At 46.3% G+C, this 16,710-nt stretch carries 12 protein-coding genes and 1 pseudogene; 6 read left to right on the forward strand and 7 right to left on the reverse strand.

Features of this window, described 5'->3' with window-relative positions; genetic code table 11:
* A pseudogene (locus QVP94_RS15910) lies at positions 1–427 on the forward strand (nucleotidyltransferase); the annotation flags it as partial.
* Between the two features lie 180 nt (positions 428–607).
* Here the strand turns inward: QVP94_RS15910 and QVP94_RS15915 are convergent.
* The 3 genes from QVP94_RS15915 to QVP94_RS15925 all read right to left on the reverse strand — a co-directional run bounded on the left by QVP94_RS15915 (position 608) and on the right by QVP94_RS15925 (position 4,185).
* Positions 608–1,633 carry an alpha/beta hydrolase gene (locus QVP94_RS15915; RefSeq protein ID WP_005855807.1) on the reverse strand — a complete coding sequence of 342 codons (1,026 nt, stop codon included), beginning with the start codon at positions 1,631–1,633 and terminating at the stop codon, positions 608–610.
* Positions 1,634–1,650: 17 nt separating this feature from the next.
* The gene (locus tag QVP94_RS15920) at positions 1,651–2,814 is read right to left on the reverse strand and encodes an aldo/keto reductase (protein WP_005855806.1); all 1,164 of its coding nucleotides are present in this window, start codon (positions 2,812–2,814) and stop codon (positions 1,651–1,653) included.
* A gap of 96 nt (positions 2,815–2,910) precedes the next feature.
* On the reverse strand, positions 2,911–4,185 hold the full coding sequence (locus tag QVP94_RS15925; protein WP_022192971.1) for an MBL fold metallo-hydrolase: 1,275 nt from the start codon (positions 4,183–4,185) through the stop codon (positions 2,911–2,913).
* Between the two features lie 197 nt (positions 4,186–4,382).
* Between QVP94_RS15925 and QVP94_RS15930 the strand changes: the two genes are divergently transcribed.
* The 3 genes from QVP94_RS15930 to dinB all read left to right on the forward strand — a co-directional run bounded on the left by QVP94_RS15930 (position 4,383) and on the right by dinB (position 6,976).
* A complete protein-coding gene (locus tag QVP94_RS15930) occupies positions 4,383–5,054 on the forward strand; it encodes a peptidylprolyl isomerase (RefSeq protein ID WP_005855801.1) in 672 nt (223 codons plus the stop codon).
* Between the two features lie 5 nt (positions 5,055–5,059).
* Positions 5,060–5,824 (forward strand): peptidylprolyl isomerase, encoded by a 765-nt coding sequence (locus tag QVP94_RS15935; RefSeq protein WP_005855798.1) that lies wholly within the window; start codon positions 5,060–5,062, stop codon positions 5,822–5,824.
* Positions 5,825–5,890: 66 nt separating this feature from the next.
* Positions 5,891–6,976, forward strand: coding sequence for a DNA polymerase IV (dinB, locus tag QVP94_RS15940; protein ID WP_009017772.1), 1,086 nt, complete (start codon positions 5,891–5,893; stop codon positions 6,974–6,976).
* 8 nt (positions 6,977–6,984) lie between these two features.
* On the opposite strand, the gene QVP94_RS15945 is transcribed toward dinB, so the two are convergent.
* Positions 6,985–9,543: a DUF5686 and carboxypeptidase-like regulatory domain-containing protein gene (locus QVP94_RS15945; RefSeq protein ID WP_005855793.1), complete on the reverse strand. Its 2,559-nt coding sequence runs from the start codon at positions 9,541–9,543 to the stop codon at positions 6,985–6,987.
* A gap of 222 nt (positions 9,544–9,765) precedes the next feature.
* Positions 9,766–12,678: a bifunctional fucokinase/fucose-1-phosphate guanylyltransferase gene (locus tag QVP94_RS15950; protein WP_005855791.1), complete on the reverse strand. Its 2,913-nt coding sequence runs from the start codon at positions 12,676–12,678 to the stop codon at positions 9,766–9,768.
* Between the two features lie 145 nt (positions 12,679–12,823).
* Between QVP94_RS15950 and QVP94_RS15955 the strand changes: the two genes are divergently transcribed.
* Positions 12,824–13,453 carry a master DNA invertase Mpi family serine-type recombinase gene (locus tag QVP94_RS15955; RefSeq protein WP_005855789.1) on the forward strand — a complete coding sequence of 210 codons (630 nt, stop codon included), beginning with the start codon at positions 12,824–12,826 and terminating at the stop codon, positions 13,451–13,453.
* A gap of 224 nt (positions 13,454–13,677) precedes the next feature.
* Complete coding sequence (gene ndk, locus QVP94_RS15960; protein ID WP_005855787.1) at positions 13,678–14,139, forward strand: nucleoside-diphosphate kinase; 462 nt, start codon at positions 13,678–13,680, stop codon at positions 14,137–14,139.
* Positions 14,140–14,334: 195 nt separating this feature from the next.
* Here the strand turns inward: ndk and QVP94_RS15965 are convergent, their stop codons facing one another.
* Entirely contained in the window at positions 14,335–15,525 is a 1,191-nt protein-coding gene (locus tag QVP94_RS15965; protein WP_005855785.1) for a glycosyltransferase family 4 protein, read from the reverse strand.
* Positions 15,522–16,682, reverse strand: a complete 1,161-nt coding sequence (wecB, locus tag QVP94_RS15970) for a non-hydrolyzing UDP-N-acetylglucosamine 2-epimerase (RefSeq protein ID WP_036628675.1) — start codon at positions 16,680–16,682, stop codon at positions 15,522–15,524. Before wecB ends, QVP94_RS15965 begins: the two co-directional genes overlap by 4 nt.
* Positions 16,683–16,710: the final 28 nt, after the last annotated feature.

Consider the following 16,710-nt stretch of genomic DNA (forward strand, 5'->3'; position numbering starts at 1 on the left):
GAGCGGTTCCGTGGCACGTGGTGTTTGCGCCACGAACGAGGAAGGTTATCTGACAGGCGTCGTGGAGCGTACCGCTATCGAACGTATCGACGGAGATATCCAGTTTGTAGACGAGAACGGAAAGAAGGTCGTATTGGAAGAAAACACGCCGGTCTCCATGAATATGTGGGGCTTCACTCCCGATTACTTCGAGTATTCCGAGGAATATTTCAAGGAGTTCCTAAAAGCCAATATGGGTAATTTAAAGAGTGAATATTTCATCCCGTTGATGGTAAATAAATTGATCACGGAAGGAACAGCCCGTGTGAAAGTATTGGATACAACCTCCAAATGGTTCGGCGTAACTTACGCAGCGGATCGTCAAGGCGTTGTGGATAAGATCCAAGCCTTGGTAGACGCAGGCGAGTATCCAAGCGAATTATTCTGATTATAAGGCCCTTATGGCTGATTTCTCAGCAAGAAGTAACAGCCGTGGCCTAAGACTCTTATCGTATCACCCTTGTGAAGCGATCTTTTCACGGGGGTGATACGATCTTTTCACCTCTGTGAAAAGATCAATACCTCCTAATGAAAACGATACTATATATATTTCCATTACCCAAAAGACCTAGTCCAAAGCTTTTGTATGTAACCATTCAGAAAGCAAATCCGCAACCTCTATATTATTTAAATCCGACATAGGGAAATGGGTATTGCCATGTAATCCTACCTCCGGTAAATGAATAACGGTGACATCCCCACCCTGATCATTCAGCATTTTTGCCCATATCTTCATCAAGCGCAAACGGCGTGTCCATTCATATAACTCCGGACGCTCATCGGTTTCGGGTAAATTATCTCCATAATAAATGACGATAGGGACCTTGGTATATTCCATGAATACGGACATAGGTACTTCAATGCCTTCCATTTTCTTGGAAAGCGTAATAAACTTAGCCTCCTCCGGCAATTGCCCTTCCGGAAAAGGAACCGCTCCACCCGGTTCGTATGACGCGATAGCCTTAATGTTTCTCGTCTTAAGCAATGTATTCCATCCAACGGGCCCGCCTTGCGAATGGGTAATAAATACGCCCGGGCCTATCTTGTCGAACAAAGCGGCGTAGGCATCCGAATAGACCTCAAAATCCGTCGTGCCAATAGTCGGCGTCATTTGACGAAAGTATTGGTCCAAGGTTTCCTTATCCCGCTTAAACTGTACTCCTTCAAAATAATCCGGCCAGATACCTACACGAAAACGGTTAAACCAAACCTCCTCGTCAAACGCCGGAGAAATTGTCACGCTCTCCGTACCTCTACCGGCGTTCCCTCTACGAGGCTGATCGACAAGATAGACACTAAACCGGCGACGTAAGAAAATATTCTGGAAGCCCTCACGCCCGTCGGGTGTGGTTTCCCATGTCTTAGAAAACTGCCCTACACCATGGGCGAATACCAATGGGTATTTCCTCGCTCCGACCGGCTTTTGATAAAATACGTACGCATGGTCGCCATGAAAAGTATGCCCTAATGAATCAACCAAGACCGTACCTCCAACAGCGAAGCTGCCTTGCTCATCCACCATCAGAACACGCTCATCTCGCTGTTTACATCCAACAAGCAAGAGAATGATACCAAGTATAAAAACAGGTCTCATATTTCCGATAGCTTAATCTATTTCTGTACTTTTGATTCCTGTAGCGCATTATAACGGCTTCCCACTACAGGGATAGCGGAAACCGCATCCTCCAATTCCCTCATCTCACCGGCGGTGAAAATGATATCCGCAGCACGTAAATTCTCTTCCAGATGAGACAGCTTCGTAGTCCCCGGTATAGCTACGATCCAAGGTTTCTTATTCATTAACCATGCCAAGGCAACTTGTGCGGGCGTGATCCCCCGTGTCCTCCCAAAAGCATTCAGCACTTCCACGATCCGCATATTGGCACGGATAGCTTCCGGTTGAAAACGAGGTAAATCTTGACGATTGTCGTTTTCCGGATCAAATCGAGTATACTCGTTAATCAAGCCTCCCAAAAAGCCTCGATTTATCGGACTATAAGGAACAAAACCAATACCCAATTCCTCACACAACGGCAATACGCTCTCCTCCACGGCACGATGCATCAAATGATATTCACTCTGTATAGCCGTAACAGGGCAGATCCTATGGGCACGGCGGATGGTATCGGCATTCACCTCGCAAAGTCCGAAATGCAATACCTTGCCTTCTCTGATCAATTCGTTCACGGTCTCAGCGACGACCTCAATCGGAGTGTTCGGGTCCGCACGATGCTGGTAAAACATACCGAGAGTTTCTACTCCAAGATTGCGAAGCGAATTCTCGCACACCTTACGTATATTGTTGGGAGAACTATCTTCCTCTGTCTTGATTTGTACGCCATCCACAAACTTATGCCCAAATTTAGTAGTTACAAATACCCGGTCCGAATAACCTTTCAACGCTTCGCCAACTAATCGTTCATTCGTTTGATAACCATAGCTCTCTGCCGTGTCGAACAAAGTAACACCACGATCGATGGCCTCATGTACCAAAGCGATTACTTGCTTCTTGCCGGGATGCTGGCCGCGATGATGATTCAATCCCATACAACCAAATCCCATAGCCGATACAACCATGGAAGCCGTACCACTTCCCAATGTCCGCTTTACACCGACCACGGCATTAGTTTTACAATCCAAGGCCGAGGGTCCTTGCCTGTTCACGCCCTCACAGGCAACCATTCCATTGAATACGGAAGAAGCACAGATCCCTGTTCCTGCCAATACCGCCGACCTCAAAAATCCCCGACGGCTTATCTCATTGTACTTTCTCATAACTTATGACCTTTCTAATTAATATTCCATTCACGGCAAAAATACTACGTTCCTACATCCAAACATGTATCAAAACCACAGATAGATATACCAATTTCATCGGTCATACTCCTTATCCGTCACAGCCCGGAGCTGTACGGCATGATTCTCGATCGCATGTTCCGTAATGGTCATACACACGATAGAGCTACCCGGTGTCGCCCCATTCCAATGGCGTACATTAGGAGGTGTCACGATCACATCACCCTTCCGGATCACACGTTTCTCTCCTCCTTCCTCTTGATAATATCCTTCTCCATCAAGTACTAACAAGGTTTGTTCGGCATCCGGATGGTAATGCCAGAAATTACGACTGTAAGGTTTGAATATAAAATGCGCGATCATCGTATTACCAGACTCCTTCAACAAGGAGACATAGACATCCCCCGTATTATACTCCGACGAAGCCTTTGCGTCAGCAGGGAAAATCAATGTCTCGGCACTTTGTTCACCCTCGCTAGAGCTGAGAGCTACAAGGTCAAAAGCTTCTCCCGGGGCTAAGACATGAACACGTTCCGGATTGAAGATACGCTCTTCTAGCATTTTAGGGTCGGCATTGAATGGTTTCATATCGGGAGCATCCACCGTTCCCCAATGAGACAGGAGAAGCTGCGCTTTAGGATAAGCATTTGCGATCTTTATGGCTCCCTCCAATCCTATATGCCATGAATCATCCGAAAAATCAAAAAAAATCACGTCCGGGGCAGGTAATTCCAAGAACTCAGGAAGAAAGCGGGAATCTCCCGGTGCCCAAATTAAGCCATCCGGTGTTTTCATGAGGAAACCACAATAATCTTCAACCTTAAATTCACGCGTATATCCCGGATACTCATTTTGCCACGTATGGTAAGCCGGAGTTAACTTGATAGAAATCGGACCAACATTAAAAGTCTCCCCGATACGATGTCCGAAAGAGTTCAAACCCTGTGTTTCCATCAAAGAATCCATGTAGAATGTAGAATGATATTCCCGGCATACAGAAGACATTTCCGTACAAGTAGGAACACTGTAATGATCATTGTCGCAATGAGTGATCAATACCGCATCCAAATGGGGAACATCTTTAGGGGCAATCGGCATATTTATTAACAAAGGCATATCAAATCCCTTCAACATAGGATCGACCATCAAACACGTACCACGGCTATTAATCAGAAAGCCAGCGTTCCCCAACCAGCGTATAACCGTATGCCCGGTTGACTCAAAAGCCTCTTTGCCGAAAGGTTGTGATGCAGGAGGGATGGCTTGACCCTTTTCATTATAAGAAAACTGAGCCTTTATGTTTAAGACAATCCCCCCTAAAATTAAAATAGCTAAGATACTTGCTCTCATAGTATATTGAATTTAGAGTTTTAAATTTCTATGACAAAATTACCTAGATTCAACATAAAACGATGTGCATATATTACAGATGTTTGTAACGCTATTACGGTTTCCTACCAAAGAAATCATGTTTAGACCTATTCCTTTGATCATAGATATCGATATTTATTCTTATTTTTGTCCATCTAAAACTAATAGAAATAAATATGAGACGGATTCTTACGATGTTGTTTGTTTCGGTATTTATGCTTTCGCTATGCCCGCTGCATGCGCAAGAGACTGAGACATTGGTGCTGATTGATACGGATATGGGTAAGATTAAGGTGAAACTGTTCAACGACACGCCGTTGCACAGGGATAATTTTATCAAGAACGTAAAAGAACACCGTTACGATGGATTATTGTTCCATCGGGTTATCAAGCAATTCATGATACAAGGAGGCGATATCAACTCGAAAGACGCTCCCTTGGACGCACATCTGGGCGACGGAGATCTAGATTACACCATCCCCGCCGAGTTCGTGTATCCGAAATATTTCCATAAGCGGGGAATGCTCTGTGCCGCACGTACCCCGGATGAGGAGAATCCCGAGAAGGCCTCATCAGCGACTCAATTCTATATCGTGACCGGAAAGTTCTTTACGGAGATGGAGCTAGATAAGATGACCAAGGAGAAAGGCATCGAGTTTACGCCGGAGCAAAAAGAAGCCTATATGCTGGAAGGCGGAACGCCTCATCTGGACGGCAACTATACGGTGTTCGGAGAGGTTATACAGGGTATGAAAGTCGTGGATAAGATACAGTTCGTCGAGACGAACGCCGAAGACAGGCCCACGAAGAACATAAAGATCAAGTCAATGAAACTCATAGAAAAATAAGTAAAATGGAAAATCAAGCAACTGAGACAAGGGTGCTTATGCACACCAACAAAGGAGATATAAAGCTGAAATTATATAACGACACGCCATTACATCGTGATAACTTTATCAAGTTGGTAAAAGAAGGGCAATATAACGGCTTGCTGTTCCACCGTGTGATCAAGGATTTCATGATACAAGGAGGTGACGTAACTTCCAAGGATGCCCCAATGAACAAGCAACTGGGAGCGGGCGATCTGGGCTATACCGTTCCCGCCGAATTCCGTTACCCGAAATATTTCCATAAGAAAGGAGCCCTTTGCGCCGCACGTACCGGAGACGAAGTGAACCCGGAAAAGGCCTCTTCCGCCTCCCAATTCTATATCGTAACGGGGAAAAAGTATTCGGAACAAGAGTTGAACCAGATGGAAAAGCAACTGGAAGGCCGTCTGAAACAAGAGATATTCGCCCGCCTGCAAAACGAGAACAAGCCTAAGATCATGGAATTCTATCGCAGTGGTAACAAGGAAGAACTGGCGATCCTTCGTGATACCTTGATCGGCAAGACCGAGCTGGAGGCCGAGAAGCGGAAAGACGAGGTAAAGTTAAACCCGGAACTCCGTGAGGCTTACAAGAATGTAGGTGGCGTACCGTTCCTCGACAATCAATACACGGTTTACGGCGAAGTGGTAGAAGGCATGGATGTCGTAGACGCCATACAGTCCTCCAAGACCAACAAGCAAGATCGTCCGACCGAGAATATCGTCATTAACTCCGTAGAGATCTTATAATGCGGTTATCGGCTTCATAAACCGACGAAGGGGCTTATCGCGAATATCAGTAATAAAAGAGCTATCTTGAGAAAGATCATACATATCGATATGGATGCCTTTTATGCCTCGGTGGAACAACGAGACAATCCGGAGTTGCGAGGAAAACCCCTAGCGGTCGGGCATGCGGAGCAGAGAGGCGTAGTAGCCGCCGCTAGCTACGAGGCCCGGAAATATGGGGTACGTTCCGCCATGGCGTCTCAAAAAGCCAAACGTTTATGCCCGGACCTGATATTCGTACACGGAAGGATGGACGTATATAAATCCGTCTCACGCCAGATCCACGAGATCTTCCACGATTATACGGATATCATAGAACCCCTTTCCTTGGATGAAGCCTTCTTGGATGTCACCGATAATAAACAAGGCATCTCTCTCGCTGTAGATATCGCCAAGGAGATCAAGAAACGGATCTGGGAAAACTTGAACCTGATAGCGTCAGCGGGAGTCTCCTACAACAAATTTCTAGCGAAAATAGCCTCGGATTATCGAAAACCCAATGGATTATGTACCATTCACCCAAGCCAAGCCCTCGATTTCATAGCCCGTCTTCCCATCGAGTCTTTCTGGGGAGTAGGTCCCGTAACAGCCCGAAAAATGCATACGCTCGGTATCCACAACGGACTGCAATTACGGGAATGTTCGGGGGAGATGCTTACCCGCCAGTTCGGAAAGGCGGGAATACTTTATTATGAGTTTGCCAGAGGTATAGACAACCGTCCCGTAGAAGCGGTACGAATCCGGAAGTCGGTAGGTTGCGAGCATACGCTAGAAAAAGATATCTCCCGCAAATCCTCTGTTATCATCGAGCTTTATCACGTAGCGACCGAACTTATCGGCAGGCTGGAACGTTCCGGATTCAAGGGAAACACACTGACCTTAAAGGTCAAGTTCCATGATTTCAACCAAATCACGAGAAGCCTCAGCCGTCCGGAAGAGTTAACAACCTTAGATAAGATCCTTCCCTTGGCCAAGGAATTACTGAAAGAAGTGGAATATACCGAGCATCCCATCCGACTGATCGGCCTATCCGTATCTAATCCCGTAAAAGAGGAGCCTCATACGAAAGACCGTTGGGAACAATTAAGTTTTGAGTTCAGCGACTGGAAATAATACTTGCCCTAGAAGGATAGCTTCATCATAAAACGTATACCCTTTGTCTGGATGCCCGGATGATCCTTATAGGTCAGACGCCATACATAATCCAAACGCAAGAACTTAAAGATATTCTCGATACCGACACCCGCCTCCATATAAGGAGTAGACGGGTCCATCAGGTAAGAGCCCTGCGGGAATAAGAACAAGCCCTCATTCTGCTCACTGATATACGGATTATTCTTATCCGTCAAGTGTCCGAACATACCCCGGAAAGAAAAGACCTCTCTCCATTTTAACTTCTTGATAAGCGGGATACGGTTCAACAAGGCTCCGTTCATGAAATAAGTAATATCCCACGAAGCGTACTCATCGTTGATGAACTCCATCGCATTCATATTCGTATAAGATTCCGGTTGCACCAAATACGACAAGTTTGCGTTTGGCAAGATCAACAAAGGATAAGGGGCTTTTGTCCAAACTTTACCTGCTTTAGCGAGAATATCCACATAACCGAAAGCAGAGAACCAGAAGCGTTTCTGGATACCGATCTCCGTCTTCTGATAATCATACGAACTACCTAATACATCTTGGAAAGCCATCGTATGGTTCAAGGTGAATACCGGTGCGTCAAGCGTAATCGGATAACGGTAATTACGAGTCTGGTAGAATTTCTCATTCGGGGCAAAACGGAACTTAAACTCCACTTCCGACATCCGGTAGGAATCGGTAGCCGTGATCTGGCCATCCGGACCGATACGGTCGAACGCGGCGTAACCGGTTGAGTATTCCTTAAAATTCCGAAGTACCGCCCCATAAGCCCAGCCGTTATAATGTTCACGGTAATAGGTCAGTTCCATATTCCTTAAATAGGTGGCACGTGTATCCTTCTGCCGCTTCAAGGCTAAGAACATATTATCCTTGTTGGTATACATATACTGCTGACCTAACTGGTTGATATCATATAGGTACTCGAAGCGAATAGAATGCACGGGAAATTCTTTCCGATAATCCTTCTTATCGATAAAAGAATATTCTACGATACCATCATATTTCAACTTGCGGTCTTTCGATCCATAAGCCAAATAACCATCCAAGAAAAGACGTTTACTGAACGCCGTTGTCGTGGTTCCACCGACACGGAAGCGGGCCCCCTCAATCGCGTTACCACTGATATAGGTGTTCATCGGGCCAAACTCGAACTTGCTCTTCGCCGGAATCTTATTCGTCGCGATATAACCGGAGGTAAGGATCGAAACAACCTTCTCCGTCACATAGAAAATAGGAACGGAACGAAGTTTCGCCATTAGCAACTCCACGTTATTCTGCTTGCGAGTTCCCGCCTCAGTAGGACGATTCTCCTCCCAGAAATCCGCCGAACGGCGATAAGCTTCCATCGGTATAATAATAGGTGCGCTCTCCTCGAATACTTTAGGATCATCGGGTCCCTCAAACGCTTGATTCGAATAGATATTCAAACGGCGGGCATACATTCCTTTCGATTTCTCCGTCAATTTGAAGTCCACGTTGATATCATCTTTCGTAATGATACGAGTCCCATCCGGGGCACGGTCGAAAGTCTGCTCGATCGTCATTCCACCGACAAAATTCAAGTTGATCTTCTTCGGGACATTCAACTTAACCTTCTGCACGAAATAAGTAGAATCCAACGTGATAAAAAGATGTCCCGTAAAGCCGAACGTCTCCGGAGTAAACGGAGCGAAACCCAAATCCACACACTTCTGTCCGGCGACCTCCACCGTGTCTAGCAAATAATATTTATAGAAGTTAGGTCCCATCGTAGACATAGGGCTTACGAAACGGTTCAAGAACAAAGGAATATCATTCTGGAAGATATTCACTTCCCGGAATACCTCATTCAAGAACTGTTGCATACCGTCTCGTGAGAAGACCTCATCCACACCAGCCGCTTTCGTAGCCTGAACGACCCTCTTTTCCGTCTTCGGGTCTTTACGATAATAAACGGTCTGGATTTTCTCACGTTCGGATACCGGCAAGATCGTCTTTCCCACCTCCAACGTATCGATAAACTCAGTCAAGAAGTCAAACTTTCCCGCCTTTCCATCCTTTTTCGGTTTCGGTTGGTAATCGTTCATAGCGAAGACCATCTTCTCGTATTGATCATACCGAAAATAATCATGATTACGAGGATCGTTGCTCTCCCGACGTGCGATAGCGTTTTTGATAAAGGTAACCGCAGGATTATCCTTCTTCCGATATCTTTCCTTTCCCGGCTTGATGATCACCTCCGACAAATTAATACTTGTCGGAGCTAGCTGAATCTTCAAATGTTCCGCTTTACCCGGAACGAATTTCAATTCTTTCTCCGTATAACCCAAATAAGAGACCTGTAAAGTACGTACCTTAGATGAAGAGGAAAGCGTAAAAGCCCCATCCAGATCTGTCGTAGCACCTATCGTAGTTCCCTTCAAAATCACAGCCACATAAGGCAAAGGTTCTCCCGTAATGGAATCAGTCACGATTCCTTTTATCATGTAGTTCTGGCTCTTCGCTACCCAAGCGAACGCCAATAAAAGCCATATAAAAACAATTCTCTTCCCCATCAGATCTGACACCTCATTAAACTCCGCAAAAGTACAACAGGATCATTTATATAAATGTTCCAAAACACATGCAATATATTCCAATTAGCAACAAAACAGGCAAAAATACACACGTATATACGCAACGCCCCTCAGCAGTATAGGCATAGGCCTGTATCTATACCAGCGTAAGCCAACACCTATACTGGCGTGTGCCCTCGCCTATACCGGCGTGGCACGAACCTACGAACGACTAATCTGAAGCCCCTTATTCGACAAGCTCATCTCCACGAACCGGGCGTTCGAATTGGGTGGAGAAAGAGTCAATATCTTTCGGATTTGCAGGGCCGCACCCGGGTCTTTCGCTACGATATATAAGTAACCACCACCGCCTGCTCCCGGAAGTTTATATCCCAAGGCATAAGCCTGTATCTTGGAGATAATAGCTTCCACCGCCGCCGGATTCGTTCCGGAATCGAGTGCCTTATTTTGCTCCCAAGTCTTTCCGACCAATTTACCATAAGTCACGAAGTCTCCGCATTGGATCGCCTCGTACATATCGAGCGCATGGGCTTTCATCTCGGACAAAAGACCTAAATGCGCCTCGCTATTCAAGAACATACCCCGTACGATTTCCGACAAAATATCTTTCGCCGTACGAGTAATTCCCGTATAATAAAGAAGATGACAAGGCCGGTATTCCGGATCAGTAAACAAATATTCCGGCAGCCAACGTACCAAAGGATTCTGATTAAAACCCTCGTTCGTTTGCAAGAGTTTCAAACCGTGCAATACACCACCGTATTGATCTTGCCATCCCCCGCCGGTAGTCAGCAATTGTTCTAAAATCAAGGTGCGGTTTCCGATCTCATTCTTATCCCAAGCCAAGCCACAAAAATCAGAGATAGCGCCCAGCACGGTAGCCGCGAGGATCGAGCTAGTGCCTAAACCGGAACCCGCCGGTATCGCCGCCAACAAGGTAATCTCCAGCCCGCTACCAAAAGCTTCCAGCTGGACATCCAAAGAAGCATAAGCCTCCGCCGAGAATTCCGGGACAAATCCCGCTAAGGCCAAAGCCGCTTTCGGGATGGAAAACGGCGATCCTACCTTATTATAATCACGAAGCTCATCCCATGAAGAGATAACCTCCATCGCTCCCAGATCGATCGAGCGAAGGATAATCTTATGGGTATCGGAAGGCTTGATATAGACTTGTAGTGGTGGTTGCCCGTTTAACTCGATCGCCACGTTCACCACGTTTCCACCCGCATATAAGCAATAGGGCGGCGTATCTGTCCACCCACCTGCCAAATCGATACGTACCGGACTACGTCCCCATACGATCTGGTCCCGATAGACATTCAAACACGGCTGCTGCTTACTTCCGAGGACGGAACCGACCAGCCCCTCCCGCAACAAAGCGAAAGCCTTTTGCTCCTCCTCCTTATACGCTACCCCCGAGATCTTCATCACCTGAGAACGGAACATATGATTATGTATCCTTTTCATCAACGGATTATCCTCGGGAAGGGCTTTCGGTAAGACAATCTTGTCTTTGGCGAAGCTTTCCGCCGCATCCGAAAGATCCAATTGATAGAATACACTTTTCTCATGATTAGCGGCCAATAATGACCAGTCTTTTTTACGGAAAACTTCTCGCTGAGCTACTAAACGGCGTAAATTCGCTTGATCGGACAAATCATTCGCCGATAATTTTCGGGCGGAAAGCCAAATATGCTTTCCCTCTTCCCTATCCGGCTCCGTAATCATCCAGCGCAGCACTTTTCCCAGCTCATCCACGGTTTGGCAAACAGGGAACAAAGGTGCGTTTTGTATATCCTCATTCCCTCCCAAGGTGATACCTCGCTCCATCGCCCAAGTCAAGATAGGTTTCCCCATAAACAAGGTAGACACATCAGACAAGGCCCCTTTAAACAAGTCATTAAAACCATAGGGCCTTGCCGCCCAATTGGTTTCCCCTACCGGGACAACATCTACACAGATACCTTCCGGCAGGGATAAGTTCCAATTATTCTCCGGAACACCCGTTATAATTTGCTGCCCACGTAACGTCCAATTCTCACCGATATAACTATTCTCTATCCATAATTCCGAATTCTCAGCGGTCAATTTCTGGTGTAACACCGCATTCTGCACAAACATGGCGGGATGTGGTTTCACCTTACGCTGCATGATCGCACGTTGATCCCTAACTAAGTTCTGTACCGCCAATGTAGAGGAAATCAACTCACGGCTAGTTCCATAATGATAGAACTCTCCACCCGGAAGCGGCAGAATCGCTACTGAAAGCTGATTCAACTCCGAGTCCGTGATACGTGGATTCTTCCCCAAGGCCAACCCGAATTCAGCATATAAATCATACGCCTTCATCGCCTTGCCATCCTCGGTATAGGAATGTTTCATTAATAACCGCACCGCCTTGTCGCTTAGCAGCCAGATACCGATATCCATCAAGAATAAATGACTACCCGCCAATTCCCCCAAAGTTTCCAACGAAGGCTTCTGTAGCATGAAGTCCAGAGTGTCCGGAGACTTACGGCTCGATACAAAAACCCCGTGATTCTTGGCCAACGAAGGCTCGACCCATAAACCGTAACAAACCACATCTACCTCAGGAATCTCCTGCAAAGGCTGGTTAGCACGGATATATACGTCACCGCTAGCGATCAAGGTATGAAGCGATTCCGGCGCCTTTTTCATGATCCGTTCATAAAGAGGTAATTGCAAAGACAATAAGTTCTGGGATAACCTCTGCCCTCTTGCCCAGCGAAACACAGGGATCGGAGTCAATATTTTCCCGGATGGCGCATATCCGGGCAAACGGCGGCTTTGCCCTCCGGCATGCAACAAGATACGCTTCTCCTGTCCCAACCACTCCTCCACGGATACATCAGGGGCCTCTTTTCGCCGGGAGGCTTCCAACAACCAAGTCGTTCCTCCCCCGGATCCCAAGCGGGCACCTACCGGATCCGAGGTGCAAAACCATTCCTCTGTACTTACATGCTCTATCGCATGGAAACAATCAACCAAATTTGGAGGTAAAGACAATAACTTTTTCATACCCATGATCATTCTAAGACTCCTTCTTATTTTTCGAAAGCAAAAGTAACTTAAATTTTCTATACGGATATCCATTAACCCTTTTTATTACAATTTGTATGGAGTTCAAACCCACTCAACTTCTTTAACACACCCATAAAAAAGTTTGTTTTTACTAAAACACACTATCAATCAATCCGTTTCCAGTATCTTGGTTGTTGTTTAATTAAATATAGGACATATGGTATACGGTTATGTAAGAGTCAGTACAGACAAACAAACTACTGAAAACCAGCGATTCGAGATTGAGAAATTCACAAAATCGAGGAACATGAGAATCGACAGGTGGGTAGATGAGACGATCAGCGGGACAAAAGTAATCGCCGATCGCCAACTTGGTAAATTATTAAAGCAAATACGTAAAGGCGACATCCTGATCACGACGGAACTGTCACGTCTCGGACGTAATCTTATGCAAGTTATGAGCTTCCTTCATCAATGTATGGAAAGAGACATCATTGTATTTACGGTAAAGGAAGGTTACGAACTCGGAAATAACATTAACAGTAAAATCTTGGCATTCGCATTTAGCCTAAGCGCCGAAATTGAACGCAACCTGATTTCGCAACGAACGAAAGAAGCGTTGGCTCGGAAAAAAGTGCAAGGTGCCAAACTGGGCCGTCCAAAAGGAGAGCGACCGGAAGCCTGTAAGCTAAAAGGTAAGGAAGAGATGATCTTGCAGTATATTAAAGAACATAAGACTAAAGTATATATCAGCAAGAAACTGGGAGTAAACCGGCAAACCTTGAGGGAATTTCTCAAGACTCATCCGGAAATTCCACGGAAATGGAAAAGAATACAGAAGGATTAACAACTCAAGCAATAATTAACGTATGTTAAATTAGTTTAGTTTAGCAGACTTATCGCTCGTTTATTTGTTTATTCCCATTAACTTGCGGAGGAATAAGATAGAAATATACTTGAAATATCCTAAAAAACATTTCATCCTTTATTCCTCTATCATTCATAAAACGCCGCAAGGTTAACATGTATTCAAGACATCAAACATTTGTTTAATCTTTTAATATAAATCTTATGGAAAAAACATTGGTTATTTTAAAGCCTTGTACCGTTCAGCGAGGGCTGATCGGTGAAATCGTAAACCGTTTCGAGAAGAAGGGACTCCGTCTGGCCGGCATGAAGATGGTTTGGCTAACTGACGAGATCTTGAGTGAGCACTACGCCCACCTGAAAGAAAAGCCTTTCTTCCAACGTATCAAGGACGCAATGAGTGTATGCCCGGTAATTGTATGTTGCTGGGAAGGGGTAGATGCCATACATGTAGTAAGAACCTTGGCCGGCGCTACCAATGGTAGAAACGCCGCTCCCGGTACGATACGGGGAGATTATAGTATGAGCGTACAAGAGAATATCGTACACGCATCAGACTCACCGGAGACAGCCGAGATCGAATTGAAACGCTTCTTCAAGGATGACGAGATATTCGATTATGAGCTGAAAAACCTATTGAGTCTTTACGCCAATGACGAGTTTTAAATAAAAAAGAATAGCCGGAAACGAGAGAAATCATTCTCACCTTTCCGGCTCTCATATTTAGAAACCAACATCCTATTCTCCCGAACTGAATGAACAACCTAATTACTAATCTAAAAATCTAATACCATGAAAAACACACTACTATATCTATAACAGGGCATCCCTGCAAAATGTTTAAGGGATTTCATCCTGAAATTAGAAAGCCGATAAAAAACGTTTGTACACCTCCAGTTGCCTTTCAAAACAGAAAGTCGTCTGGGATAATCTTAAGCAGTTCGCTTTTAGCTGTCGATACTCCTCATCCGGCAAGTGGCTCATGGCTTGTATATTTTTAGAAAGTCGCTCATAATCTCCGGGGGCCGAGACAAGGCCCAACTGATTCTCCTTTACAATCTCCTCGCCCTCGCCGCCTCCGCAAAACAAGATAGGAACGCCTAACGGTAGCAAATCAAATAATTTAGAAGGTACCGCCCCCCTTATACGAACCGTCAAGGGGATAATGGAGGCATGGTAACGTGTAAGCTCCTCACGCATCCGTTCCTTGGGCAAAGAGCCATGATAAAAGACACCTCTATCATGTGTTCTCACATAATCCTCTATCTCCAAGGCTTGATTGCCCCCTCCAAATAAATGAAGCTCCGCTCCCATCCCTTTAAAATCGACACACTCTATCAACTCCAATATATTCTGCGCCACGCCCAGTAAACCGGCATAGACGATCCTGAAAGGCTTTCGAGAAGAAGGGGGTTGATTCGGTAAAACAAAACGATGCTGCAAATTCCGATACAAGAACGAGGCCTTGCCCGGCTCATACCGTTTTATATAATCCACGATCTCCTTACTCTGCCCTTGACAGGCCGTGGCCTTACGATAAAGGAACCGCTCGATACGCCCCATCACCCTATGATAAACGCCACCCTCTTTCATGGCCCCCAGCTCCACGGCCGACAATGGCCAAAGGTCTGAGACGTTCAGTACCACCTTTTTCCGGTAGCAACAACGAAAAAGCAACATGGCCGAGGCCGCCGCCAAAACAGGAGGGGTCTGGATGATCACCTTATCATAAGATTTTATATGCTTACGCTTGAGAGCGAAACACCAAAGGGTCGTGGCGAAAGAGCACATACTGGCAAGACGGACCAACGGCCTCCTCGAGATCGAGGCATACGTCCAGTACCTGAAGACCGTTATCCCGTTTACATCCTCTGTCTTGGAAAAAGCCCCCCTATATCCATCAAAGATACGTCCCTTGGGATAATTGGGTAAGCAAGTCAACACATCCACCTTTATCCCTAAGCCGGACAGTCCCTCCGCCATGTTCGTAATGCGTGAGGGTGCCGCACCGATCTCCGGAAGATAAGAGGGAGAAACGATCAAGACCCTCATTCCTTCCGGTTCAAAAATTCCACGATCCTTCCACAAGCCAATCCATCGCCATAGGGATTGACCGCCTTGCTCATCGCATCGTAATAAGCCGTATCATCAAGCAACGCCGAGACCTCGCTCACGATCTTGTCATAGTCCGTACCGACCAGTTTCACCGTACCTGCCGCGAGAGCCTCCGGACGCTCGGTCGTATCACGCATCACCAACACGGGTTTGCCCAAGCCGGGGGCCTCCTCTTGGATACCGCCGCTATCGGTCAGCACTATCGTAGATTTCTCCATCAGATAAACAAATGACAGATATTCCAATGGCTCAATGAAGAACATATTCTCCAAATGAGAAAGATCCTCACCGAATACCTCATGAATCGGCTTGCGCACATTGGGATTCAAGTGCATAGGATAGACAAAATCCACCTCCGGATACTTCCGGGTCAAGTCCTTGATAGCGGTACACATATGGATGAATCCATCACCAAAGTTCTCCCGGCGATGACCCGTGATCAACACCAGTCTCTTACCCTCAACCAGACGGTTCACATCATACCCGGAGCGTAAAAGCACGCCTTCCAGCTCCTTGTCCAACTCAGCGTCCGTCTTTATCTTACGCACCACTCGCCGTAAGGCGTCTATCACCGTATTGCCGGTAACCAAGATTGAGTCCGGACTCACGTCCTCTCGCATCAAGTTTTGCTTGCTCAACCGCGTGGGTGCGAAATTATACGTGGCGATACGCCCCGTAATCTGCCGGTTCATCTCCTCCGGCCATGGGCTATAGATGTTGTGGGTACGAAGGCCGGCCTCTATATGACCTACAGGTATCTGTTGGTAGAAAGCGGCCAAGGCGGCCGCCGTGCTCGTGGTGGTATCCCCATGCACCAGCACGACATCGGGTGTCGCCTCACGCAACACGTCACGCATACCGGTAAGGACACGGGCGGTCACGTCATATAAGTCCTGACCCTGCCTCATGATATTCAAATCATAATCCGGCGTGATCTCGAACAATTTTAACACTTGATCCAACATCTCCCGATGCTGTCCGGTAACGCACACGATGGTCTCGAACGACTCCGGATGTTTCTGGAACTCCTTCACCAGCGGAGCCATCTTGATCGCCTCGGGACGGGTCCCGAAGACTAACATTATTTTCCTCATTACAGCGTATTCTTCTATTTAGCGAACG

The organism is Parabacteroides sp. CAG:2 (assembly GCF_000436315.1).
Taxonomy (GTDB): Bacteria; Bacteroidota; Bacteroidia; order Bacteroidales; family Tannerellaceae; genus Parabacteroides; species Parabacteroides distasonis.